Genomic DNA, 24,270 nt, shown 5'->3' on the forward strand with positions numbered 1-24,270 from the left:
TGGCGATGTCGCTGCGATCCACCGCCAAGCGCTGGACCTACCTGGTGCATCGTTGGCTGGGCATCGGCGGATGCCTGCTGATGCTGCTGTGGTTCGTCAGCGGCATGGTGATGCTGTTCATTGGTTACCCGAAGCTGACACCCGGTGAGCGGCTGGCGGCATTGCCAGTGCTGGGCGAGGCCCGCGACCTGCAGGGGCTGTCTGTACTGCCGGCTGCTCTGCAGGCCGAGCCGGAGGCCGTGGCGCTGACCACGCTGCGTGGCGAGCCCGCCTATGTGGTGCGTGGTGGCCGCCACGTGGGGGCCTGGTCTGCATACACCGGTCAGGCGCTGCTGCCGGTGTCGGCACAGCGCGCCGAAGCATCCGCTGCACAGTTCGCCGTAGGCCCGGCCTTCGTGGGAGCGATGCGCGTGGACGAGGACCGCTGGACGCATTCGCGCGCTCTGGATGCGCATCGGCCGCTGTACCGGGTGGAGGTGGGCGGTGAGCAACCGGGCGACCTGTATGTGTCGTCGCGTACCGGCGAAGTGCTGCTGGACGCCCCGCATGTGCAGCAGCGCTGGAACTATGTGGGCGCCTGGCTGCACTGGCTGTACTTCCTGCGCATGCAGTCGGTCGACCCGGTGTGGACGTGGGTGGTGATCGTGCTGTCCGCAATGTGCACGGTGGCGGTGATCAGCGGCATCGTGGTGGGAGTGTGGCGCTGGCGTTTCCGTGGGCACTATCGTTCCGGTGCGAAGACGCCGTACGTGGAGTCGTGGATGCGCTGGCACCATCTGATCGGATTGTGTGCTGCGGCCTTCGTGTTCACCTGGATCTTCAGCGGCCTGATGTCGATGAATCCATTGGGCGTCTTCAGCAGCACGCGGGGGGCGATCGATGTTGAGCACTACCGTGGCGGCGCGGTGGCGGTGGACGGTGCGCTGGGTGATCCTGACACGCTTCTGGCAGTGGCCGAAGCCGCGCGCTTCCAGCCGGTGGAGATTCAGTGGCGACGGATCAGTGGTGAACTGTTCGCGGTACTGCTGGACGGCCGGGGTGAAACTCGCATCGTGTCCGGCAGCAATGGGCATCTGCAGGTTACGCGGTTGCTGCCGGCAGCTTGGCTGCAGCAGAAGGTGCGTGCGTTGTCCGATGCACCGATGCAGGTCTTCGTGGTGCAGCATGCAGCGGATGCGTACTTCTATCCGCGTGCGCCCGAGGCCATGAATGGTGCAGCGGTACGCCGCTTCCCGGTGGCCGTGGTGGACTTCGGTGATGCCGAGGCGACGCGCGTCTATCTCGACCTGGCTACGGGCGATCCGTTGCTGACGATGGGTCATCGCGAGCGGGTGGGGCGCTGGTTGTTCTACTTCCTGCACAGCTGGGATCTGCCTGCGATGCTGCGCCAGGAAGGTGTCCGGTTGGCGGTGTTGCTGCTGCTGAGCGCTGCTGGCACCGCGCTGTGCGCCACGGCGACGGTGATCGGCTACCGGCGCGTGCGGATGAAGCTGCGCCGCAGGCGGCGTTGATGCGCCGCGCTACACCTGCAGCCAACGCGTGGACACGGCCACCAGCAACAAGGCCGTGGCCACGCCGATGAACGCGGCGATCAGTCCGAAATGATCTGCGGCGAAGCCGATCAGCGCCGGCCCGGCAAGGATGCCGGCAAAGCCGAGCGTGGACACGGCAGTGATTGCCAGTGCGCCGGGCATGCGGGTCTGGTGGCCGGCCAGCGAGAACAGTGCGGGGGCGATGTTGGCGCAACCGAGGCCGACCAGCACATAGCCCGCCAGCGACGCCTGCCACGGCGTGACCAGGGTCAGCACCAGTACGCCCGCGGCGGCGAGCAACGCGCCGAACACGATCGCGCGCTGGCGGCCCACGCGTGCCACCAGTGCATCGCCGAACAGGCGCGCGACGGTCATCGTCAGGGTGAAGGTCACATAGCCGATGCCGGCGAGGCTGGCATCGACGCGGCGCACGTCGCTGAGAAACACCGCGCTCCAGTCGAGCATCGCACCTTCGCCGAGGAAGGCGACGAACGCCAGCACGCCGATGAACAGCACGATGCCGTGCGGCAGGACCAGCATGGGCGTGTCATGCGGCATGCGTTCGCTGTGCCAGTACGCCGCTGACAGCAGCATCAGCAGCAGCATGGCACCAACGCCGACCAGCACCGATGCCAAGGGCGGCAGCTGTGCGGACAGCAGCACGGTCATGGTGGCCGCGCCGAGGAAGCCGCCGATGCTGAAGAAGGCATGGAAGCCGGACATCATTACGCGCCGTGCTTCGCGCTCGACGATGACGGCCTGTACGTTTATCGTGCAGTCCATCGCGCCCACGGCGGCGCCGAACACGAACAGCACCAGCCCCAGTTTCCAGGCCGAGCCGGCCAGGGCCAGGCCGGGCACGGTCAGGCAGATCAGCAGGCTGCTGGCCACCATCACCCGCCGGCAACCGAGGCGCGCGGCGAGCACGCCGGACAACGGCATCGCCAGCAGCGAACCAGCACCCAGGCACAGCAGCGCCAGCCCCAGCGTGGCGTCGTTGATCCCGGTGCGTGCCTTGGCGAACGGCACCAGGGTGGCCCACAGCGCGTTGGCGAAGCCGGGAATGAAGAACGCAGCGCGGGTCGCGTGCTGTTCGGCACGCGCGCGGTTGGCAACGGACATGAGCGGTACGGTCAGGGCGGAGTGGGGTGTACCGCGATGCCGGCGGCGCGGAAGCGTGCCGCCAATGCGGGCGGTGCGGTGGTGGTCAGCACCAGGTCGTCGATCTCGTCGAGGCTGGCGATCTGCCAGTGGCCGCGGGCACCGAGCTTTTCAGTAGTGGCGGCGACGATGACGCGGCTGCTGCACGCGACCATCGCGCGCTTCAGCGTGGCCTCTTCTGCATCCATTGCCCATACACCAGTATCGCCGTCCACCGCGCAGGGGCCGGGCAGGTACACGTCGGCGCGCAGGCGCTGCACCTGGCCCAGTGCTTCTGCGCCGACCGCACCGCCGCCGCTGGCCAAGCGGCCGCCGATCAGCTGCACCAGGGTGCCTTCAAGCGCGCTGGCGGCGGTGGCGATCTGCGGGGCATTGGTGATCACCGTCAGCCCGAGAGCGGGCGGCAGCTGCTGGGCGATCGCCAGGTTGGTTGAACCGGCATCGAGCAGTACAACCTGATTGGGTTGCAGCAACGCGCACACGCGTGCGGCCAGCTCGGCCTTGTCGCCGCGGTCGCGGGTCAGGCGCTCGCGCAGCGGGCGTTCCTTGGGCGGCGGCAGCACGGCGCCGCCGTAGACACGCTGGCACAGGCCCTGTGCGGCCAGCTCGCGCAGGTCGCGGCGGATCGAATCTTCGGAGACGGCATAGCGGCGCGCCAGTTCGGCAGCGACCACGCGCCCCTGCTGGCGCAGCTCCTCAAGGATCTGCCGGGTGCGCTGGGCGGGGAGGGGGCTGGGGTCTGAGCTCATGCCATAAGTCTGCACGTTCGTGCAGTAACGTGCAACACCGTGCATCCGGTATTGGGGGGCACGGGGCGGCTGGACTGCCGGTGAATCCGCCCGCGCCCACGTCTATGGATCGCCCTCGCGGCGCGGCATGATGGCGGGACTCCTGGCATGGAATCCCTGATGTCCTACACCGTTCACCGCAAGCTGCGCATCGGCGCGGACCAGTACACCGGCCAGAAAGTGGTCGATCAGCAGTTCCACGAGTGCGATTTTTCCGGCGTGGACCTGACCGGCACCGAGTTCATCAACTGCAGTTTCTACGATGCCGACAGCCGTACCGGCTGCCGCTTCAATGGCGCCACGCTGAAGGAAGCCAGCTTCCGCAGCTGCGACATCAGCATGTGCCACTTCAATTTCGTCAAGGCATTGGGCCTGGAAATCAGCGAGTGCCGCGCGCAGGGCGCGGATTTCAGCGGCGCCAGCTTCATGAACCAGATCACCCCGCGCAGCGGGTTCTGCAGCGCCTTCATCAAGAAGTCGAACCTGCGCTATGCCAATTTCTCGCGGGTGACGCTGGAGAAATGCGAACTGTGGGAAAACCGCTGGGATGGTGCGAACGTCAGCGGCGCCAGCTTCGCCGGCTCGGACCTGTCCGGCGGCCAGTTCGAGGGCATCGACTGGAACAGCGCCAACTTCACCGGCTGTGACCTGACCACTCGGAGCTGGGTGAGCTGGACCTGCGCAGCACCAACCTGCGTGGCGCCACGCTGGATCTGCAGCAGGTGGCGCTGTTGATGCAGCGCATCGGCATCACCGTGGTGCCGTAGGCTTCACCCGGCGTACGCCACCCAGCCCCTGAAGCTGAAGCCTGCATAGAACAGCTCCACGCCGTCGAAGCCGGCCTCCTGCAGCAGCGCCACTTCCTGTTCGGGCGCCAGCAGTGGCAGTCGCTCGGCAATGGCGTCGATCGCGCGCTGTGCATCGGCGTGGGCAACACCCGAGGCTTCGGCGAACGCGGCGTAGCGCTGCAACCAGCGCAGCTTGCCGTCCGGATCCTGCGGCACGCTGTGGTGGGCCACCACCAGCGGTGCGCCGGGCTGCAGGCGCCTGTGCAGCTCGCGCAGCGTGTGCAGGCGCTGCGCGGCATCGAGGAAGTGCAGGGTCAGCAGGCAGCTGGCACCATCGAAGCGCACGTCCGGGGCATCGTCGATGTAGCCTTCCAGCAGCTCAACGCGTGCGTTCAACGGGCCCAGTGTCTGCTCGGCCAGCGCGAGCATCGGCGCGGCCGGATCCACGCCCAGCAGCTGCCAGCCCGGTTGCGCCTCGGCAAAGGCCTTCAGCTCCAGCCCACCTCCGGCACCGAGTACCAGCACGCGGCCCTGCGCGGGAACGCGTTCGGCCAGCAGCAGGCGGCTCATCTGCTGCAGGGCGAGGAAACCGGGCACCTGGCGCAGCGGTGCTTCGGCATAGCGGGCCACCGCCTGCGGATCGGAGAACGTGGACATGCGCGGATTCCTGCAGCAGGGGACATACCACTGTAGCGCGGCGCGCAAGAGGCATTGCGCGCCGCTGCCGCACAGGCAGGGCAGGACTCAGGCCGCCGCGGCCTCAAGCACGTCTTCCAGCCGCACCTCGCCGAGGAAGCCACCGCTGCTGGTAGCCGGCCGCTGTGCTTCGACGGCGTGGGCGAACTGCACGCCGGCGTCGTCCTGCAGGCGCTCGAACAGCTGCTGCACCCTGGGGAACTCGCGGCGGTCGACCACCTGGTGGTAATCGTTCCAGCGGGCGATGCCGGCGAAGTAGGCGTCGGCGAAGCTGCGCTGCTCGCCCAGCAGCCACGGGCCTGTGCTGAGCATCTGCTCCAGCGCCTGGTGGGCTTGGCGCACCTTGGTGGTGCCATAGGCACGCAGCGCCTTGCCGTCATCGCCCTCGGCGTGTTCCAGCGCGTGCCAGAGCGGGGCGTAGGCACCGAAGAAGCTGGTGTTGAGATAGGCCAGCCGGTGGTTGAGGCGGTCGAAGCCGGAGGTGCCCTGTGCGAAGCCCAGCCCCTGCGCGACGCCCTTGGCGGCCAGGTGGTTGAGGATGGCCAGGCTCTCGCTGAGCAGTTCGCCCTGCGCGGTGCGCAGAGTGGGGGTTTCGCCCAGTGGATTGAGGCGGCGATAGTCTTCGCCCTGCACCTGGCCGGGCATGTCGATACGGCACAGGTGATACGGCTGGCGCAACCATTCCAGCGCGACGATGGAGCCGAACGAGCAGCCCGAGGGCACGCCGTAGAAGAGGATCGGGGTCATGGCTGGTTTCCGGTTCAAGCCGCGATGCGGCGGGTGAGGAAAGCGTGCCTGCGTGGACATTGCCCCGGAAGCGGTTCGAATGGCATCCTGAAGTCCATACCTGTGGACGTTGCGCATGCTCAACCTCAACGATCTGGCCCTGTTCGTGGCCGCAGTGGAGCAGGGCGGTTTTGCAGCAGGCGGACGCCATCTGGGCCTGCCGCGCTCGACGTTGAGCAAGCGCGTGGCGCTGCTGGAAGAACACCTCGAGGTACGGCTGCTGCAACGCAGTTCGCGCCGCTTCGCGCTGACCGAAGTCGGCCAGGCGTTCTTTGATCGCGCACGCGCGGCGTTGTCCGAGGTGGAGTCCGCCGAGGCCATCGTCCGTGACCGCCAGGCCGAACCGAGTGGCACCGTGCGCATCAGCGCTTCGATTCCGGTGGTGCAGGGCGAGCTCGCCGTGTGCCTGCCCCCGTTGGCCCGCCGCTATCCGCGGCTGCGCATCGAAGTTGAAGTGAGTGATCGTTTCGTCGACCTGGCGCAGGAAGGCATCGACATTGCCTTGCGCAGCCACTTCGGTCCGCTGCCGGATTCCGGTCTGGTGCAGCGCTCGCTGAGTAGAGAACGCATCGTGCTGGTGGCGTCGCCTGGCTATCTGGCAGCCGCGCCAGCAGTGGATACGCCCCAGCAGCTAAGCGCGCATGCCGGCCTGCTGACGGCGCGCCACGCAACGCGCTGGACACTGCACGGCACCGACGCCCGCACCGTGCAGGTGGAGCCGCAGGTGGCGCTGGTCGGCAATGAGTCGCAGCTTCTGGTCGCGGCGGCCGAAGCGGGCCTTGGCATCACGGTGTTGCCGCACAGCCTGTGTGCCGCAGCGATTGCGGCCGGCCGCCTGCAGCAGGTCCTGCCGGCGTGGCATGCCGGCGAAGTGACCACCAGCGTGCTGCTGCCGCATCGTCGTGGACAGTTGCCGGGCGTGCGCGCGGTGGTGGATGCGCTGGTCGCGCATTACCAGCTCAACGCAGCGCCAGCGCCCAGGGAAAAAGGCGACGGAGGGGATTAAGTCGTTTCGGGCACAGCAGGGCCGATTACGACTTAATCCCCTCCGTCCCCTTTCTATGAGGCGTTCTGGAACAGGTTCGCGACGGCATAGTCGATGAACACCCGCAGGCGTGCACTGGGATGGCGCCCACCGGGCCATAGCAGCGAGAACTGCCCCTGGCGCGTAGGTAGTGTGGGCAACACCTGTTGCAGGCGGCCATCGGCCAGCGCGTCGGCGGCGAGGAAGTCGGGCATCCAGGCCAGGCCCATGCAACCGATCGCAGCGGCCAGCACGGCTTCCATGTTGTTGCAGGTCATCGCCGTGGAAAGGCGCGCCCCGGCGTCGCCTTCGATGCCCGGCAGCTGCCACGGATGCAGTTTTCCGGTGGTGGGGTAACGGAAGCGCAGCGCGGTGTGCAGGCGCAGGTCGCCTACATCGCCGGGAATGCCGTGCGCCTTCAGATACCCCGGTGCCGCACAGAGGATGAAACGAAAGTCGCCCAGTCGCCGTGCGGTCAGGCTGGAATCGGCCAGCTCGCCGCTGCGTATCACCGCGTCCAGCCCTTCGCTGACCACATCGACGATGCGGTCATTGAACTCCAGTTCCAATTGCACCTGCGGATAGCGTTGCTGGAAGCCGGGCAACACCGGCAGCAGGAAGCGGTAGCCGATGGTGGGCAGGCCGATGCGCAGCAGCCCACTGGGAGCGTGCTGTCGTTGCGCCAGGTCCGCCTGCGCTTCGGAAAGTTCATCCAGTGCGCGGCGGCAGCGCTGCAGCAGCAGTTCGCCTTCGTCGGTGAGGTGCACGCGGCGGGTGGTGCGCTGGAACAAACGGGTGCCCAGGTTCTGTTCAAGGCGGGCGATGCGCTTGCCTACCGCCGAGGCGGACAGGCCGAGTACGCGGGCGGCGCCGACGATGCTGCCCGCCTCTGCGGTTCGGACGAAGGCGAGCAGAGCAGAGATGGAGTCCATGACCGACATGATTGCGGAACATATGGCCGCAATCAACGTCCATAGAGCCTGTTTTTCAGGAATAACGGCCCGCTCATCATCAATGCCCCTGATGGATGGAGGCCCGCATGGCCCCGGTTTCGATGCTCCCTGTACCTGCCCAGACGCCGCAACGCTGGACGCTGCTTGCGGTTTGCCTGGCCGCGCTGGCGCTGCCGTTGTCCTTCACCGCCGGCGCCGTCGCGGTGCCGGTGCTGGCCCGCTCCGCAGTGGCATCGCCCACTGCGCTGGCCTGGGTGACCAACGCCTTCATGCTCACCTTCGGCAGCCTGCTGCTCGCTGCCGGTGGCCTGGCTGATCGCCATGGCCGACGGCGGATGTTCCTGCTGGGCACGGCCGGCTTCACCGTCGCGGCGGCCGCTGTATGCCTGTCGCCTACGCTGCTGTGGCTGGATCTGGCGCGCGGCCTGCAGGGCGTTGCCGCCGCCGCAGCGCTGGCCTCGGGCACCGCTGCGCTGGCGCAGGGCTGGCAGGGACCGAGGCGTGCCCGTGTCTTCGCCCTGCTGGGCACGACATTCGGTGCGGGCCTGGCGCTGGGGCCGCTGCTCGCGGGCCTGCTGCTGCAGGCGCTGGGCTGGCGCAGCGTGTTCGCTGCGGGCGGTGTGCTGACGTTGGCGGCGTTCGCACTGGCCGCGCGCGCGTTGCCCGAAAGCCGGGGCGAGCGCGGACGGCTGGACATCGCCGGCATGCTGGGCTTCAGCCTGATGCTGGCGGCATTGACCCTGGCCCTGCTGTGGCTGGGAGAGTACGGCCTGCACGCCGGTCGCGTGCAGCTGGCGCTGTTGACGACGCTGCTGTTGGGCGGCGCGTTCGTCTGTACCGAACGGCTGCATCCTTCCCCGTTGCTGGACCTCTCACTGTTCTGGCAACCGGCGTTTCTCGGCGTCCAGCTGCTGCCGGTGGCGACCTGCCTGGGCTACGTGGTGCTGCTGGTCGTGTTGCCTCTGCAACTGCTGGGCGTGCATGGCCAGAGCACGACGCTGGTGGGACTGCAGATGCTGGCGCTGTCCGCGCCGATGCTGATGCTGCCGATGCTGGCCGCGCGTTGGGCGGAGCGCGTTGGAAGCGCACGGCTGTGCACGCTGGGGCTGCTGGTGTGCGCCTCTGGCCTGTACCTGCTGTCGCGCCATGCGACGCATCCGTCGCCCTCGCAGTGGGTGCCGTTGCTGATGTGGGTCGGTGCAGGCACGGCCTTGCCGTGGGGGCTGATGGATGGGCTGTCGGTGAGCGTGGTGCCTGTACAGCGTGCGGGCATGGCCGCCGGCATCTTCGGAACCGTGCGGGTAGCAGGCGAAGGTATCGCCCTGGCCGCAGTGACGGCGCTGCTGGCGATGGTGGTCGACCAGCAGCTGCATGGGGCATCGCCCGCGTCGTTGGCGCGTGCCGGTGCCTATCTGGCGAGCGGGTCCCGCGACCAGGCGGCGGCACTGCTGCCGGCGATGAGCGCTGAGCAGCTGCAGCAGGTCAGCGCCAAGGCGCTGGCAACACTGCTGCGTGTACTGGCGCTGCTGACGGCTGTGTGTGCTGTGTTGTTGCACCTGTTGCTGCGGAAACGCAAAGGCATGTTGGCCGAGCATACGGCGTAGCAGGCTCATCGCCCCCTCCGCCGTCATCCCGTTGTCGTCTTCCGCTCACACCGCCCATGCCCACCCAGGTCTAATGTCGATCGTCCCCGTCCCCCACGGAGACCCGCCATGTGGCTGCTCGACCATCTCTGGCCCAGCCGTCGACCGCTTCCTCCCCCAGTCGCGGATGCGCCGCAGGCGCCGCCACGCCGGCCTTGGCTGAAACGACCCGCGCGGGCGGGGCGCAGCGGCATGGCGCCCTGGCAGAAGATCGCCACGCCGCCGCGGCGCACGCGCCACTAGTCGCTGCGGTCTGACGGGTGATTGATCCCGTCGCTGACCGGAATGACCCCCAGCGCGAACGGGTCGATGCCTTCCAGGCAGGCCACGTTGTAGCCGTACTCGTCCGGGTTGGAGCGGCGCCGGTGATGGGTGTAGATGCCGCACACGCCGCAGAAGTAGTGCTCCGCCACATGGGTGTTGAACTGGTACTTCTGCAGGTGATGCTGCCCGCGCACCACCTGCAGGCCCTGACGGGGGACGCTGGCGGCGATGGCGCCACGGCGGCGGCACATCGAGCAGTCGCAGCGGCGGGGATCGACGATCCCGTCCGGCAGGTCCAGCAGCAGCTCGACCGTGCCGCAGTGACAGGTTGCGCGGTGCCGGGGTTGGACCGGAACGCCGGCCACGGAAGTGATGCCCATCGTTGCTCCTGTGTGATTCATCTGGCCGCGGGGCCGCCGCAGACGGTGCGCCGGCGTGCCTGAACGGGCCGTAGATGCCACGGTGAACCCGCTTGTGGCTAACTATGCGGCTTCGGGACCGCGACAGGATGCCAGTGAGAGCCGCAGGACGTTGGATGACAGGAAGTGCCATGGCGCTGGCAGCGTTGTGGGTGACCGGGCTGCTGGCTTACCAGATGCCCGGGCCGGGCTGGCTGGCGAACGGTATTGCCGTGCTGTGGCTGCTGGCTGCGCTGTGGGCCTCGTGGCGGGTCGCGCGTGGCCGCAGCAGCCGTCGCCTGGGCCTGGCGTTCGGCGCTTCGCTGGCGCTGGCTGGCCTCTGGTGGCTGCTGCTGACCCCGCGCCAGGACCGCGTATGGGCCGACGACGTGGCCCAGCGCCTGCATGTGGTGTCCTTCGACGGGCGCCACGTGGTGTTCGACAGCGTGCGTGATTTCACCTGGCGCAGCGAAACCGACTACGACGCGCACTGGGTGCGCCGCGCGTACGATCTTGACCAGCTGCGCTCGGCCGACCTGGTGCTGTCGTACTGGATGGGCCCGGCGATCGCCCACACCCTCATCTCGTTTGGCTTCGAGGATGGGCGCCACGTGGTGTTCTCGCTGGAGATCCGCAAGGAGCGCGGCGAATCGTTCTCGGCACTGGGCGGCTTCTTCCGCAGGTTCGAGATGACCCTGGTGGCCGCGGAGGAAACCGACATCATCCGCACCCGCACCAATGCGCGCGGTGAGGACGTCTACCTGTACCGCCTGCATGGCATGGACCGCGCGCAGTTGAAGGAGCTGTTTGCCGCGTACATCGCACAGGCACGCGAACTGGATGCCAAGCCGGGCTTCTACAACACGCTCACCAGCAACTGCACCACCATCGTCTTCGACCTGGCCCGCCATATCGCGCCGCGCCTGCCGCTGGACTACCGCCTGCTGCTGTCCGGGTACCTGGCCGAGTACGCACAGGAAGTGGGTGCGTTGACCCCGGGTGTGCCGTACGCCGAGCTGCACGACAAGGGCCGCATCACCCAGCGTGCGTTGGACCTGGGCAGCGGCGAACACTTCTCCACCGTGATCCGCCAGGGCGTGCCTGGCACCGAGCAGGACCCGCAGTAATGACTCGACTCCTCCTGATCCGCTGGCAGCGTGCGCTGCCGGTGTTGTTCGCCGCCTTCCTGCTGCTGGGCAGCAGCGGTTGCGCGATGGTCACCGTCAAGCAGGTCAAATCCAGCGATTCGCTGGTCAACAAGCGTGCCGACGTGCTCAATACCGGCAAGCTCAGCCCCGCCGCGCGCGAGACGCTCAGCGCGGCAGGCCTGGACGAATCGCAGTGCGAGAAGGACTTCCTGGTCTGCCGCAGCACGCTGCTGATGACCGACGATCTCAATGTCGAGCAGCGGCTGTCGGCGCTGTCCGAACTGTGGGTGAAGGCCGCGCTGGCGCTGACGCCGAAGAAGACCGCAGCCGGTGATCCGCCGATGAGCGACGCAGCGCTGGACGCCTGGCTGGAAGCCGCGCGCTACGCCTATGCCTACCTGTTCTACAGCGGCCGATCGCCGTCCGACCGTGCCTTCGAGGACCGGCAGACACAGGTGCGCGACTACTACAACTACGCCGCCGAGAAGGCAGCGGTGGTGCTGTTCGTCCGCGCGCGCACCGCTGCGTTGGCTGGCGAGGACTACACGAAGCCGATCGCGGTTGGCAGCTGGTCGCTGGCCTCCAACTACCAGCAGCTGAACCTGAAGAGCATTCCCGCACAGCTGGTGCCGGCCGGCACGGTCAGCTTCGTCGGGCTGCGCAGTACTTATCGCCGTGATGGCTTCGGTGCCGAGCTGGTGATGGTGATGGACCCGCCGAAGCTGGTCGCACCGGTGATCGCGCCTGAGGGCCCGAAGGCCGAGACACCGCAGGATGACGAAGAGGGCGCACGCCGTGGCCGTCGCCACCGGCATGACGATTCGGTGCCCGAGTTCAGCGAGATGTCCTCGATCAACGTCACCGCGTTGCTGCGTTTCGAAGGCAGCAGCCTGGACGATGTGATGCGGACGCGCCGGGTTGAACTGGATGCCTATTCGCCGGAAGCCACCGAGCGCATCACCCTGCACGGCGAGCAGGTGCCGCTGGCCGGCAATTTCACCGCAGCCTACGGCCTGTGGCTTGCCCAGAGCGGCTTCGCCCGGCAGTCACTGCGCACCCTGTTCGGCATGAGCGAGGGCATCGGCGAGCCACACATCTACCTGATGCAACCGTGGGACCCGAACCGCCGCATCATCTTCATGCTGCACGGCCTGGCCAGCAGCCCGGAAGCCTGGGTGAACCTGGCCAACGAGATCATGGGCGACCCCGAACTGCGCCAGCAGTTCCAGGTGTGGCAGGTCTATTACCCGACCAACGCACCGATCGCGCTGAACCGCTACGAGATCGCCAACGCGTTCAACGACACGCTGAAGCACTTCGATCCCAATGGCAGCACTCGTGCATCGAAGGACATGGTCTACATCGGCCACAGCATGGGCGGCGTGCTCGCGCGGCTGCTGGTGAGCGATTCCGGTGACGTGCTGTGGAACGACCTGCTGGCCAACTATGACCTGAAGGGCGAGCGTCTGAAGCGCGTGCAGAACAAGCTGGGGCCGTTGCTGCATTTCAAGGCACAGCCGAACGTGGAGCGTGCGATCTTCATCGCCGCTCCCCACCAGGGCACGGACATCGCCGGCAACAAGGTCGGGCGCCTGCTGGGCCGGCTGGTGCGCCTGCCGCTGACCATTCTCGGCAAGTTCGAGGACGTGTTCATGGCGCTGGCGCAGGCCGAGCAGCAGGTCGATGGCACGGCCAAGCCGAAGATTCCCAACAGCATCGACAACCTCAAGGCCAGCGATCCGTTCGTCAAGGCCGCAGCGCAGCTGCCGATCGAAGCGGGACTGAAGTACCACTCGATCATCGCCCAGCGCAAGCCGGAGCTGCCGGTGGACAAGTCCGATGACGGACTGGTGCCGTACTGGAGTGCGCACCTGCCGGGTGCACAGTCGGAGAAGGTGATCATTTCCGGCCACAGCGTGCAGGAGACCCCGCAAGCGGTGCTGGAAGTGCGGCGCATCCTGCACCGGGATATCGATGACGTGGGGACGGGGACCCGGTAGTGCCGGCCGCTGGCCGGCACTCTCCGCGCACGCGGGAATCCCGTGATGGTGCCGGCCAGCGGCCGACACTGCCGAAACCGGGCGACGCTACACCCGCCGCGCGATCACCGCGGCCAGCACCGCCAGGCCGAAGGTGATCGCCAGGCACAGCAGGTAGCCGGTGTGCGGCGCGCTTTCCACGAACAGCGCGAACAACGCACCGGAGACCGCCAGCGCGGTGGTCACCGACAGGGCCTCGCTCAGCTGCAGGGCCGACGTGTTGGCACCCTGCTCATGCGCTGCTGACAGCGAAAGCGTGAGTACCGAGAGGCTGGCGTAGATCATGCCCATGCCGAAACCGGTGACCGTCCAGCCCACCAGGGCCACCGGCAATGGCACTGCATTGAACAACACCGCAAGCGTTGCGGCGATGCCGACCGTCATCATCGCCGTGCCGACGCGCAGCAGCTGCTGGCGTGACCAGCCGCGCTGCTGGTGACCCTGCAGCCAGGAGCCAGCGAACCAACCGAGTGCGCCGAGGCTGAGCACCGCGCCGGCCCAGCTGGGCGGGAGCCCGCGTTCGCGCTGAAGCAGCAGCGGCAGGTAGGCTTCGCAGGCGAAGAATGCGGCGGCGGCGATGCCGCGCAGTGCGATCACGCTGGGCAGGCCCCTGCGCAGGATCAGCGTTCCGGCCGGCAGCAGGCGATGCACGCATAGCAGCTGCGCCAGCATCGCCACGCTGATGCAGAGCAGGGCGGTCGGACCGTGCTGCTGGCCGCCGAAGTACAGCAGCAGCGCCGCCAGCGATGCACCACTGGCCCAACGTACGACGTTGCCGCGCCCCTCGTCGTCGTTGCTGTCGGCGGAGGGTTGCATGCGCGCCAGCGCAGGCCGCAGCAACAGGGCAGCAGGGACTGCCAGCAGCGGCACCGCCAGGAACACCCAGCGCCAGCCGAGATGCTGGACGATCAGGCCGCTCAGCGCCGGGCCGACCATCGAGGGCACCACCCGCCGAGAATGCCGCGAACACCTTCGGCCGCAGGTGCTCGGGGTAGCTGCGGCCGACCATCACGTACAGCGAGACCGAAATCGCGCCCGCACCCAGGCCCTGCAGCAGGCGCCCGGCCACCAGCATGCCCATGCGCACGGCGAAGCCGGCCAGCAGCAGGCCCAGCACGAAGCAGGCCAGGCCGTACCACAGCGGCCGTGCCGGGCCCTGGCGGTCGGCCCAGCGTCCGGCCAGGGTCATGCCGATCACGCTGGTGGCCAGTGTGCCACCGAAGGCCAGCGCATACAGGCGCAGGCCGCTGAGTGCTTCGGCCACCGTGGGCATCGCGGCCGCGACGGCCAATGCTTCGAAGGCGTGCAGCGCGACCAGCGCGACCATGCCGAGGGTGGTGGCGCGGTAGCGCGCGGACAGGATCGATGTGTCAGCCGGCAGGCGGGTGTCGGCGGGAGAGAGGGTCGGGGTCATACCGGTCAGGGGCGGGCCGCGCTTGTCAACGGGCGGCGAAGATAGCAGCATGCCACCTCAACTATAGTTGAGGTCAAGCAATGGCATCCCAGGAACTCAGCGTTGGCGAGGTTTCCCAGCGCAGTGGCGTGGCCGTTTCCGCACTGCATTTCTACGAGCGCAAGGGGCTGATCAGCAGCCTGCGCACCTCGGGCAACCAACGCCGTTACAGCCGCGACGTGCTGCGCCGGCTGGCGGTGATCCGCGTTGCGCAGCGGGTGGGCATGCCACTGGAAGCGGTCGGCCGCGCCTTCGAGAGCCTGCCTGAAGGCCGTGCACCGACCAAGGCTGACTGGGCCAAGCTGTCCGCGCGCTGGCGCACCGAGCTGGAAGAGCGCATCCACATGCTGCAGCTGCTGCGCGATGAACTGACCGGCTGCATCGGCTGTGGCTGCCTGTCACTGCAGCATTGCCGCCTGGCCAACCCTGGCGACGTTCTCGGCGAACGCGGCGATGGCCCGATGCGCTGGGAATGAAAAAGGGGACGCGCTCCCGGTAGCGCCGGGCCATGCCCGGCGGACGAAAACGACTTGATCCCCTCCGTCCCCTTTTTCTTACCAGACCGTGATCGTCTCGCCGCTCTGGATGCCTTCCACTGCACGCTGGAAGGCCAGTGCGGCGCGTTGTGCGCTTACCGCTTCGAAGCCCGGGAAGTAGGGGCCGTAGGCCGCCATTGATTCGATCAGTACGTTCGGGCTGACCACGTTGATGCGCAGGCCGCGCGGCAGCAGCTCCAGTGCGGCGGCGCGCACGAAGCCTTCCAGTGCGGCATTCACTGCGGTGGCGTTGACGCCGTCGCGGATCGGCTGCGCGCTGATGATGCCGCTGGTCAGGGTGATCGAGCCACCGGCATTGAGGTGGTGCTGCGCGGCCAATGCCAGCCGCACCTGTCCCAGCAGCTTGTCCTGCAGGCCGATAGTGAACTGCTCGGGCGTCATCTCCTGCAGCGGTCCGAAATGCACCGAGCCGGTGGTGGAGATCACCGCATCGACTGCACCGGTGCGGGCGAACAGTTCGGCGACGCTGGCGTCGTCAGTCAGGTCCACACGCAGTTCGCCACTGCGGCGGCCGGCGGCGAGAATCTGATGCTGTTGGCCGAGCTGACGGGCGACTGCCTGGCCGAGGGTGCCGCTGGCACCGACGAGGAGGATCTTCATGGCCGTTCCTTGCGTGTGGGAGTGAGCGCAGTCTGCGCCGTCACAGCGTGGTTAGGTAAGCGGCGTATGATTCGCAGATTCCTAACTCTGGATTAGCAATGGATGCCCTTCGCTGCATGCAGGCCTTCGTGGCAGTGGCCGAGCGCGGCAGCTTCGCCGGCGCCGCCGAACAGCTGCAGGTGTCGGCGGTGATGGTGGGCAAGTACATCCAGCAGTTGGAAGCACATCTGGGCACCGCGTTGCTGCAACGGAACACCCGCCGCCAGCGCTTGACCGAAGCCGGCAGCGCCTACCTGGCCGGGTGCCGGCAGGTGCTGGAGCAGGTGCAGCAGGCCGAGGCCGATGTGGCCGGCCTGCAGGTACAGCCGCGTGGCCTGTTGCGGATAAGCGCGCCCACCACCTGGGGCAGCTGCGTGCTGGCGCCGCAGCTGGCCGGCCTGCTGCGCGCGCAGCCGCAGTTGAATATCGAGCTGGACCTGAGCAACCGCCGCGTGGACCTGATCGAAGATGGCTTCGACGCGGCGATCCGGGTCGGGCCGTTGCCATCGCAGGAGGTGGTGGCGCGGCCGCTGCCGCCGTATGCGATGAGCCTGTGCGCGGCGCCGTCTTACCTGCGCAGGCGCGGCACGCCGCGAACACCGGATGACCTGCAGGGGCACGACTGCCTGAGCCATCTGGCCTGGCGCGGCGGGCATGGCTGGCAGTTGGCCAACGGCGAACAGGTCGACTGGGAGGCACGGCTGAGCAGCAACGATGGCTTCGCATTGCGCGAAGCCGCCGTAGCCGGGGCCGGGCTGGTACTGCAGCCCACCGCACTGCTGGCGGCGGAGATCGCGGCAGGGCGGTTGAAACCACTGCTGCGCGACTACCTGCCGGAACCGCGGCCGATGCACCTGATCTACCTGCCCGATCGACGCCCGCGCCCCCGTTTGCAGTGCTTCGTCGATTTCGTCATGACCACGTTGGGGCAATGATCATCGGGTTAGATCGGGTCAGACCCCTTTGCCTCGGCAAAGGGGTCTGACCCCAGGGGATCAATCATTCGCAGCAGACAATTCCTGTCCACGCACCTGCGCGGCGCGCAGTGCTTTGTCCACCAGTGCCTCGAAGCCGCCAGCCTGGAAGCTCTCGATCGCGGCCTGGGTAGTGCCGTTGGGTGACGTCACGCGTCGGCGCAGCTCTGCGGGGCTCTCACCGGCCTCATCCAGCATGCGCGAGGCGCCCAGCAGGGTCTGCACCACCAGCGTGCGCGCGGCCTCGGCCGGCAGGCCCTGGGCAATGCCCGCCGCTTCCATCGCTTCGGCCAGCAGGAACACATAGGCCGGCCCGCTGCCAGACACGGCGGTGACCGAATCCATCAGTGCCTCGCGTTCGATCCACACCGTGCGCCCAGCGCTGGCCAGCACCTGTTCGGCCTGCGCGTGCTGCTGCGGATTCACCGAGGGCGTGGCATACAGGCCGGTCACGCCGGCGCCGAGCAGAGCGGGGGTATTGGGCATTGCGCGCACCACCGGCAGGTTGCCACCCAGCCAGCGCTCCAGCTGTGCGCTGGTGATGCCGGCAGCGATCGACACCACCAGCGGCCGGTTTGCCTGGGCCAGTGCCTGCAGCGACTGGCAGACCTCACGCAGCACCTGCGGCTTCACCGCCAGCAGCCAGGTGCTGCCTTGTGCGCCGGCATCGGTGGCGTTGTCGTGTACCTGCACGCCGAAGTCGGCAGCCAGCGACTCGCGCAGCGCTGCAACCGGTTCGGCCACATGGATGTGCGCGGCGGGCACGCCCTGGCGGATCAGGCCGGCGATCAGGCTGCGGGCCATGTTGCCGCCGCCGATGAAGGTGATGGAATCAGCTGCCATGGAAGTCTCCTTGGAAAATCAGGCCGGGCGCGCGCGCGCGCCGAACAGGGCGGTGCCGATGCGCACCAGGGTGGCGCCCTCGGCGATGGCTTCGGCGTAGTCGCTGCTCATGCCCATCGACAGCGTGTCGACCTGCGCGCGCTGGGCGGCCAGCGACTGGAAAAGTGTGCGCATGCGCACGAACGCATCCCGACGGCGCTCCACCTCGGGCCACGGCGCAGGAATCGCCATCAGGCCACGCAGGCACAGCGAGGGCTCGGCGGCAATCGCTGCGGCCAGCCCCTCGACATCCTCCGGTGCACAGCCGTGCTTGCTCGATTCATCGTCGATGTTGACCTGGATCAGCACATTCAGCGGGCCGCGTGCGGCCGGGCGATGGCGCGCCAGCGCCGTTACCAGCTTGGGCCGGTCCACGCTCTGCACCCAGTCGAAATGGGTGGCCACCGCCTCGGCCTTGTTCGACTGCAGGTGGCCGATCAGGTGCCACTCCAGCGCCAGGTGCTGCAGTGCCTGCATCTTGGCCAGCGCTTCCTGCACATAGTTCTCGCCGAAGGCCTGCTGGCCCTGTGCGGCCAGCGCGGCCACGGCCTCGGCCGGTTGGGTCTTGGACACGGCCAGCAGGCGCGGATCGGGCCGGCCGGCCGCCTCGGCGGCGGCATGCAGGTTGCTCAGGATCTGGGGCAGGGGAGTGGCCACGTAACGCGTTCCGTTGAATCAGGAGGCTATACTGCCGCCCGGGGAAAGATCCTTCCAGTCGAAGCCGTTATTGGGGAGTAGCCGCTCATGGATATCGCCGAACTGCTGGCGTTTTCCGTAAAGAACAAAGCGTCCGACCTGCACCTGTCTGCAGGCCTGCCGCCGATGATCCGCGTGGACGGCGACGTTCGCCGGATCAACATCCCGGCCCTGGACCACAAGCAGGTCCACGCGCTGGTGTACGACATCATGTCCGACAAGCAGCGCCGCGATTACGAGGAATTCCTCGAAGTGGACTTCTCCTTCGAGATCCCGTCGCTGGCGCGCTTCCGTGTGAACGCGTTCAACCAGAACCGCGGCGCCGGTGCGGTGTTCCGTACCATTCCGTCCGAGGTGCTCACCCTCGAGGACCTGGCCTGCCCGCCGCTGTTCCGCGAGGTAATCCAGCAACCGCAGGGCCTGATCCTGGTGACCGGCCCGACCGGCTCGGGCAAGTCGACCACGCTGGCGGCGATGATCGACTACATCAACAAGAACGAATACGGCCACATCCTCACCGTCGAGGATCCGATCGAATTCGTGCACACCTCGCAGAAGTGCCTGATCAACCAGCGCGAAGTGCACCGTGACACGCATGGCTTCAACGAAGCACTGCGCTCGGCACTGCGTGAGGACCCGGACATCATCCTGGTCGGCGAACTCCGCGACCTGGAAACCATCCGCCTGGCACTGACCGCCGCGGAAACCGGCCACCTGGTGTTCGGCACCCTGCACACCAGTTCGGCGGCCAAGACCATCGACCGTATCATCGACGTGTTCCCGGCCGGCGAAAAGCCGATGGTGCGTTCGATGTTGTCCGAGTCGCTGCGTGCGGTGATCTCGCAGGCACTGCTGAAGAAGGTCGGCGGCGGCCGTACCGCGGCGTGGGAAATCATGGTCGGCACCCCGGCCATCCGCAACCTGATCCGCGAGGACAAGGTGGCGCAGATGTACTCGGCCATCCAGACCGGCCAGCAGTACGGCATGATGACCCTGGACCAGCACCTGCAGGACCTGGTCAAGCGCAGCCTGATCACCCGCAACCAGGCCCGCGAGTACGCCAAGGACAAGCGCCTGTTCGAGTAAGGCGGGACAGCGACGGGCGGCGCGCGCAATGGCGCGGCCGCTCCGTGTTGTTTCCTCCACCGACCGTTACCTGGTAAACCGCTTTCCGGGAGCCCGCCGTGAACACCACCGCGACCACCATCGATTTCACTTCGTTCCTCAAGCTGATGGCGCACCAGCGCGCCTCTGACCTGTTCATCACTGCGGGTATGCCACCGGCGATGAAGGTCAACGGCAAGATCTCGCCGATCACGCAGACGCCACTAACGCCGCAGCAGAGCCGCGACCTGGTCCTCAACGTGATGACCCCGGCACAGCGCGAGGAATTCGAGAAGACCCACGAATGCAACTTCGCCATCGGCCTGTCCGGTGTCGGCCGCTTCCGCGTGAGCTGCTTCTACCAGCGCAACCAGGTCGGCATGGTGCTGCGCCGCATCGAGACGCGCATTCCGACCGTGGAAGAGCTGAGCCTGCCGCCGATCATCAAGACGCTGGCGATGACCAAGCGCGGCATCATCCTGTTCGTCGGTGCCACCGGTACCGGTAAATCGACTTCGCTGGCGGCGATGATCGGTTACCGCAACCAGAACTCGACCGGCCACATCATCACCATCGAAGACCCGATCGAATTCGTGCACAAGCACGAGGGCTGCATCATCACCCAGCGCGAAGTTGGCATCGATACCGACAGCTGGGAAGCTGCGCTGAAGAACACCCTGCGCCAGGCGCCGGACGTGATCATGATCGGCGAGGTGCGTACCCGCGAAGGCATGGACCACGCCATCGCGTTCGCCGAAACCGGCCACCTGGTGCTGGCCACGCTGCATGCCAACAATGCCAACCAGGCGATGGACCGCATCGTCAACTTCTTCCCGGAAGACCGCCGCAACCAGCTGTTGATGGACCTGTCGCTGAACCTCAAGGGCGTGGTCGCGCAGCAGCTGGTGCCGTCGCCCGATGGCCGCTCGCGCAAGGTGGCGATGGAGATCCTGCTGGGCACGCCACTGGTACAGGACTACATCCGCGACGGCGAGATCCACAAGCTGAAGGAAGTGATGAAGGACTCGGTCCAGCTGGGCATGAAGACCTTCGACCAGAGCCTGTTCGAGCTGTACCAGGCCGGCGAGATCAGCTACGAGGACGCGCTGCGTTACGCCGATTCGCAGAACGAGGTGCGCCTGCGCATCAAGCTCAGCCAGGGCGGCGACGCGCGCACCCTGTCGCAGGGGCTGGATGGGGTGGAGATCTCCGAAATCCGCTGACCTGGCCGGCAACGGTCATGACCGGATTGATGAATTCCAGTCATGACCGACTGCCGTCCAGCCGGCTCAATCCATCGCCGCCGCAGGCGTATCGTCAGCACTCCCCCTCTGGAGTACGACGATGCAGACACGTGAACTCGGCCGCAGCGGCCTGAAGGTTTCCGCCCTGGGCCTGGGTTGCATGGGCCTGACCCATGCCTACGGCCAGCCGGTCGAACCGAGCCAGGGCATCGCCCTGCTGCACGCTGCCGTCGAGCGCGGCGTGACCTTCTTCGACACCGCCGAGGTGTACGGCCCGTACACCAACGAAGACCTGCTCGGCCAGGCCTTGGCGCCCTACCGCGACAGGCTGGTGATCGCCACCAAGTTTGGTTTCAAGGACGCGCGCACCGATGCCGGCCTGGACAGCCGCCCGGAGAACATCCGTGCCGTGGCCGAAGCCAGCCTCAAGCGCCTGCGTACCGACCATATCGATCTGTTCTACCAGCACCGCGTCGACCCGAACGTGCCGATCGAGGATGTGGCCGGCACCGTGCGCGACCTGATCGCCGAGGGCAAGGTCGGCCACTTCGGCCTGTCCGAGGCGAGCGCTGCCACCGTGCGTCGCGCGCATGCGGTGCAGCCGGTCACCGCCGTGCAGAGCGAGTACTCGCTGTGGTGGCGCGAACCGGAGCGTGAGCTGCTGCCGACGCTGCAGGAGCTGGGCATCGGCTTCGTGCCGTTCAGCCCGCTGGGTCGCGGCTTCCTGACCGGTGCGATCAACGCCGATACCACCTTCGACGCCAACGACTTCCGTAACAGCGTGCCGCGTTTCGAAGTGGAGGCGCGCCGCGCCAATCAGGCGCTGGTGGATCGCATCAGCACGATTGCGGCAGCGCGCGGTGCGACGCCTGCGCAGGTCGCACTGGCCTGGCTGCTCGCGCAGGCACCGTGGATCGTGCCGATTCCGGGCACCACCAAGGTTCATCGCCTGGAAGAGAACCTGGGCGCGGTCGACCTGCAGCTGGCACCGGAAGAACTGCAACGCATCGCGCAGGCGCTGGACGAAGTGTCGATCGTTGGCGAGCGTTACAACCCGCAGCGTGCGGCACAGGCCAAGGGCTGATCACCGGGTGCGGACCGAGGTGGGTGCGGACCGTTGGTCCGCACACCTCATCCAGCCATCGGCCCGCGCAGCGCATCAAGCACCGTCCGCATCGCCACGGTCACGTGGCGGCGCGAAGGGTAGTACGCGTAGTAGCCATCGAAGTGCGGGCACCAGTCGTCCAGCACTGATTGCAGCCGGCCATCGTCCAGCATCGGCTGCACCTGGTCTTCCGGCAGCCAGGCCAATCCGCTGCCTGCCAGCGCAGCGGTGCGGGTCATGCCCATGGTGTTGAACGTCCACTGGCCGCTCACGCGCACGCTCAGTTCATTGCCGTCCTGGCCGAAATCCCACGGCATCAGCCCACCATGCGTGGGCAGCCGCAGGGTCACGCAGTTGTGCCCGGCCAGGTCGTCTGGATGCCGCGGCACCACGTGCTGGCGGAAGTAGCTGGGCGCCCCGACCACGCGCATGCGCAGCGGCGGGCTGATCGGTACGGCGATCATGTCGCGCGCCAGCCGCTCGCCCAGGCGGATGCCGATGTCGTAGCGCTCGGCCACGATGTCGGCCAACCCGTAGTCGGCCGCCAGTTCCACCTTCAAATCCGGATACTGCTGCAGCAGCGGCGCCAGCCTGGGCCAGGCGATGTACTCGGCAGCGTGGCCGGTGGCATTGATACGGATGGTGCCGGCCGGGCGTTCACGGTACTCGGCCAGCGCGGCCAGCCCGTCCTCGATCTCGGCCAGGCGCGGGGCCAGGGTATCGAGCAGGCGGGCACCGGCTTCGGTGGTCGAGACGCTGCGGGTGGTGCGGGTCAGCAGGCGCACGCCCAGGCGCTGCTCCAGTCCGCGCATGGCATGGCTGAGCGCGGACTGGGACACGCCCAGCTGGGCGGCAGCCTTGGTGAAGCTGCCCTCGCGGGCAACGTGGACGAAGGCCTGCAGGTCGTTGAGATTTTCGCGGGGCATGCGGGAATGATACGGCCGGGCTGCGCCCGGCACCTGCTTCGAGCCAAGGCAACGTCAACGTCAAATGCGTACATTCCGTGGGATGGCGTGGTGGGTCCGGCTGAGGGGGACGCCGTCCGTGTGGCTCGGTCGCGCTTGCTCGTGTGCGCTGTCCTGCGCACACGGCAAGACCGGGGTTGGGCGTCCTGCCCAACCCGCCCGAGGCATGCCTCGGGCCCATGGCGCTCACGCCCCCGCAACCTGAGCCAGCCCGCCTTCGACAGTTTCCCGCGAGCTGTTGGAACGGCATTCTGCCTTGGTGGGTGCCGACCGTTGGTCGGCACCGGGTCAAACGTGTGGGTATGTCGATTTCAGGGACTGTGGTTCGTCGAATGAATGACTTCAACGGGAGCTGCAGATGAGCACTGACACCAAGCCGAAAGGCCCGGCCTCGTACTTCCCCTTCATCGAGAAGACCTACGGGCAGCCGGTGGCGCACTGGTTCGGGCTGCTGGCGGGGAAGAAGGGCCTGAAATACATGGAACTGGTCAGCTTCCTGAAGAGCGGCACGGCCTGGGCCATGGCCACGCCAACGCGCTGGTGGCATACCACCTGGCCGGAAAGGGGTAACCAGCGGCCGGCGGAGGGCAGGGCAGGACGCATTCAGCTGAACGATTTCATCTGCAACTGTCATGCAGATCGTGTCTAATACCGCTCCCCACCTGCTGTTCCCCCACCTGCATGTCCCTTCCCTCCCATGGCCCCGCGCCGTGCGACGACGCTGACGGCCACCTGGTCACCGCCGGTCCGCTGACCCCGCCGCCCGACAGCGCCGGCACCACCGCCGACGACAAAGCGCTGCGTCACTCGATCGCCGAGGACGTGCAGGGCATGGTGCTGGCCACGATGGTGGCCTCGCTGGGCCTGGCCATCTTCGCCAAGGGCGGGCTGATGATCGGCGGTATGGCGGGCATGGCCTTCCTGCTGCACTACGCGATGGGCTGGAACTTCGGCCTGGTGTTCGTGCTGGTCAACCTGCCGTTCTACTGGGTGGCGCTGCGGCGCATGGGCTGGGAATTCACCCTGAAGACCTTCGCCGCGGTCACCGCCTGTGGCGTGCTGACCGACCTGCTGCCGCGCTGGATCGACTTCTCGCACATCAACCCGCTGTACTCGGCGATTGTCGGCGGTGCGTTGTCCGGCCTGGGCATCCTGTTCTTCATCCGCCACCGTGCAAGCCTTGGCGGCATCGGCATCCTGGCGGTGTACCTGCAGCGCACCCGTGGCTGGAGCGCGGGCAAGGTGCAGATGTCCTACGATGCCTGCCTGATGGTGGCCGCGTTCTTCGTGTTGTCGCCATCGAAGGTGCTGTACTCGGCCATCGGCGCGGTGGTGCTCAGCCTGGTGCTGATGTTCAACCACCGCCCCGGCCGCTACATGGGCGTGTGACGTTCAACGGTGTTGCCGGCCAGCGGCCGGCACTACCTGAAC

The 24,270-nt window shown here is 67.4% G+C and carries 21 protein-coding genes and 3 pseudogenes; 13 read left to right on the plus strand and 11 right to left on the minus strand.

Annotated elements, in window-relative coordinates; genetic code table 11:
* The first annotated feature begins 5 nt into the window (after positions 1–5).
* Positions 6–1,511 (plus strand): PepSY-associated TM helix domain-containing protein, encoded by a 1,506-nt coding sequence (locus tag WDC87_RS03455; protein ID WP_252744375.1) that lies wholly within the window; start codon positions 6–8, stop codon positions 1,509–1,511.
* A gap of 9 nt (positions 1,512–1,520) precedes the next feature.
* Here the strand turns inward: WDC87_RS03455 and WDC87_RS03460 are convergent, their stop codons facing one another.
* Positions 1,521–2,654, minus strand: a complete 1,134-nt coding sequence (locus tag WDC87_RS03460) for an MFS transporter (protein WP_252744376.1) — start codon at positions 2,652–2,654, stop codon at positions 1,521–1,523.
* Positions 2,655–2,665: 11 nt separating this feature from the next.
* A complete protein-coding gene (locus WDC87_RS03465) occupies positions 2,666–3,442 on the minus strand; it encodes a DeoR/GlpR family DNA-binding transcription regulator (protein WP_336331281.1) in 777 nt (258 codons plus the stop codon).
* A 159-nt stretch (positions 3,443–3,601) separates the two neighbouring features.
* Here WDC87_RS03465 and smqnr point away from each other — a divergent pair.
* A pseudogene (gene smqnr / locus WDC87_RS03470) lies at positions 3,602–4,248 on the plus strand (SmQnr family pentapeptide repeat protein).
* A gap of 3 nt (positions 4,249–4,251) precedes the next feature.
* Here the strand turns inward: smqnr and WDC87_RS03475 are convergent.
* Together WDC87_RS03475 and WDC87_RS03480 are read right to left on the minus strand one after the other, a co-directional pair.
* Positions 4,252–4,926 carry a class I SAM-dependent methyltransferase gene (locus WDC87_RS03475; protein WP_111202075.1) on the minus strand — a complete coding sequence of 225 codons (675 nt, stop codon included), beginning with the start codon at positions 4,924–4,926 and terminating at the stop codon, positions 4,252–4,254.
* 87 nt (positions 4,927–5,013) lie between these two features.
* On the minus strand, positions 5,014–5,712 hold the full coding sequence (locus WDC87_RS03480) for a glutathione S-transferase family protein (RefSeq protein ID WP_134970591.1): 699 nt from the start codon (positions 5,710–5,712) through the stop codon (positions 5,014–5,016).
* 115 nt (positions 5,713–5,827) lie between these two features.
* Here WDC87_RS03480 and WDC87_RS03485 point away from each other — a divergent pair, with 115 nt between their 5' ends.
* Positions 5,828–6,757 carry a LysR substrate-binding domain-containing protein gene (locus tag WDC87_RS03485; protein ID WP_227836590.1) on the plus strand — a complete coding sequence of 310 codons (930 nt, stop codon included), beginning with the start codon at positions 5,828–5,830 and terminating at the stop codon, positions 6,755–6,757.
* A gap of 53 nt (positions 6,758–6,810) precedes the next feature.
* Here WDC87_RS03485 and WDC87_RS03490 read toward each other — a convergent pair whose 3' ends face one another.
* Positions 6,811–7,707: a LysR family transcriptional regulator gene (locus WDC87_RS03490; protein ID WP_072168215.1), complete on the minus strand. Its 897-nt coding sequence runs from the start codon at positions 7,705–7,707 to the stop codon at positions 6,811–6,813.
* 107 nt (positions 7,708–7,814) lie between these two features.
* Between WDC87_RS03490 and WDC87_RS03495 the strand changes: the two genes are divergently transcribed.
* Entirely contained in the window at positions 7,815–9,332 is a 1,518-nt protein-coding gene (locus WDC87_RS03495; RefSeq protein WP_252744682.1) for an MFS transporter, read from the plus strand.
* Positions 9,333–9,610: 278 nt separating this feature from the next.
* On the opposite strand, the gene WDC87_RS03500 is transcribed toward WDC87_RS03495, so the two are convergent.
* A complete protein-coding gene (locus WDC87_RS03500) occupies positions 9,611–10,015 on the minus strand; it encodes a GFA family protein (protein ID WP_072168213.1) in 405 nt (134 codons plus the stop codon).
* Between the two features lie 170 nt (positions 10,016–10,185).
* Between WDC87_RS03500 and WDC87_RS03505 the strand changes: the two genes are divergently transcribed.
* Positions 10,186–11,160 carry a DUF4105 domain-containing protein gene (locus tag WDC87_RS03505; protein WP_252744683.1) on the plus strand — a complete coding sequence of 325 codons (975 nt, stop codon included), beginning with the start codon at positions 10,186–10,188 and terminating at the stop codon, positions 11,158–11,160.
* The gene (locus tag WDC87_RS03510) at positions 11,160–13,181 is read left to right on the plus strand and encodes an alpha/beta hydrolase (protein ID WP_252744681.1); all 2,022 of its coding nucleotides are present in this window, start codon (positions 11,160–11,162) and stop codon (positions 13,179–13,181) included. Before WDC87_RS03505 ends, WDC87_RS03510 begins: the two co-directional genes overlap by 1 nt.
* 87 nt (positions 13,182–13,268) lie before the next feature.
* Here WDC87_RS03510 and WDC87_RS03515 read toward each other — a convergent pair.
* Positions 13,269–14,685: pseudogene (locus WDC87_RS03515) on the minus strand (MFS transporter).
* 29 nt (positions 14,686–14,714) lie between these two features.
* On the opposite strand from WDC87_RS03515, the gene soxR reads away from it, so the two are divergent.
* Entirely contained in the window at positions 14,715–15,149 is a 435-nt protein-coding gene (gene soxR, locus WDC87_RS03520) for a redox-sensitive transcriptional activator SoxR (RefSeq protein WP_005415534.1), read from the plus strand.
* 78 nt (positions 15,150–15,227) lie between these two features.
* Here the strand turns inward: soxR and WDC87_RS03525 are convergent, their stop codons facing one another.
* Positions 15,228–15,830, minus strand: a complete 603-nt coding sequence (locus tag WDC87_RS03525; RefSeq protein ID WP_072168209.1) for a short chain dehydrogenase — start codon at positions 15,828–15,830, stop codon at positions 15,228–15,230.
* A gap of 98 nt (positions 15,831–15,928) precedes the next feature.
* Between WDC87_RS03525 and WDC87_RS03530 the strand changes: the two genes are divergently transcribed.
* Positions 15,929–16,804 (plus strand): LysR family transcriptional regulator, encoded by an 876-nt coding sequence (locus WDC87_RS03530; protein WP_072168208.1) that lies wholly within the window; start codon positions 15,929–15,931, stop codon positions 16,802–16,804.
* A gap of 60 nt (positions 16,805–16,864) precedes the next feature.
* Here the strand turns inward: WDC87_RS03530 and proC are convergent, their stop codons facing one another.
* Together proC and WDC87_RS03540 are read right to left on the minus strand one after the other, a co-directional pair.
* Complete coding sequence (gene proC, locus WDC87_RS03535; RefSeq protein ID WP_072168207.1) at positions 16,865–17,686, minus strand: pyrroline-5-carboxylate reductase; 822 nt, start codon at positions 17,684–17,686, stop codon at positions 16,865–16,867.
* Positions 17,687–17,704: 18 nt separating this feature from the next.
* The gene (locus WDC87_RS03540; RefSeq protein WP_005415538.1) at positions 17,705–18,382 is read right to left on the minus strand and encodes a YggS family pyridoxal phosphate-dependent enzyme; all 678 of its coding nucleotides are present in this window, start codon (positions 18,380–18,382) and stop codon (positions 17,705–17,707) included.
* 87 nt (positions 18,383–18,469) lie between these two features.
* Between WDC87_RS03540 and WDC87_RS03545 the strand changes: the two genes are divergently transcribed.
* From WDC87_RS03545 to WDC87_RS03555, 3 genes are all read left to right on the plus strand, one after another.
* Positions 18,470–19,507: a type IV pilus twitching motility protein PilT gene (locus WDC87_RS03545; protein WP_004147099.1), complete on the plus strand. Its 1,038-nt coding sequence runs from the start codon at positions 18,470–18,472 to the stop codon at positions 19,505–19,507.
* 98 nt (positions 19,508–19,605) lie between these two features.
* Complete coding sequence (locus WDC87_RS03550) at positions 19,606–20,748, plus strand: PilT/PilU family type 4a pilus ATPase (RefSeq protein WP_005415539.1); 1,143 nt, start codon at positions 19,606–19,608, stop codon at positions 20,746–20,748.
* Between the two features lie 121 nt (positions 20,749–20,869).
* The gene (locus WDC87_RS03555; protein WP_072168205.1) at positions 20,870–21,853 is read left to right on the plus strand and encodes an aldo/keto reductase; all 984 of its coding nucleotides are present in this window, start codon (positions 20,870–20,872) and stop codon (positions 21,851–21,853) included.
* Positions 21,854–21,900: 47 nt separating this feature from the next.
* On the opposite strand, the gene WDC87_RS03560 is transcribed toward WDC87_RS03555, so the two are convergent.
* The gene (locus WDC87_RS03560) at positions 21,901–22,800 is read right to left on the minus strand and encodes a LysR family transcriptional regulator (RefSeq protein ID WP_072168203.1); all 900 of its coding nucleotides are present in this window, start codon (positions 22,798–22,800) and stop codon (positions 21,901–21,903) included.
* 397 nt (positions 22,801–23,197) lie between these two features.
* On the opposite strand from WDC87_RS03560, the pseudogene WDC87_RS03565 reads away from it, so the two are divergent.
* Positions 23,198–23,409: pseudogene (locus WDC87_RS03565) on the plus strand (DUF4287 domain-containing protein).
* A 111-nt stretch (positions 23,410–23,520) separates the two neighbouring features.
* A complete protein-coding gene (locus WDC87_RS03570; protein WP_005415543.1) occupies positions 23,521–24,228 on the plus strand; it encodes a YitT family protein in 708 nt (235 codons plus the stop codon).
* Positions 24,229–24,270 lie beyond the last annotated feature (42 nt).

This window comes from Stenotrophomonas maltophilia group sp. Smal12 (assembly GCF_037079935.1).
GTDB classification, from domain to species: domain Bacteria; phylum Pseudomonadota; class Gammaproteobacteria; order Xanthomonadales; family Xanthomonadaceae; genus Stenotrophomonas; species Stenotrophomonas sepilia.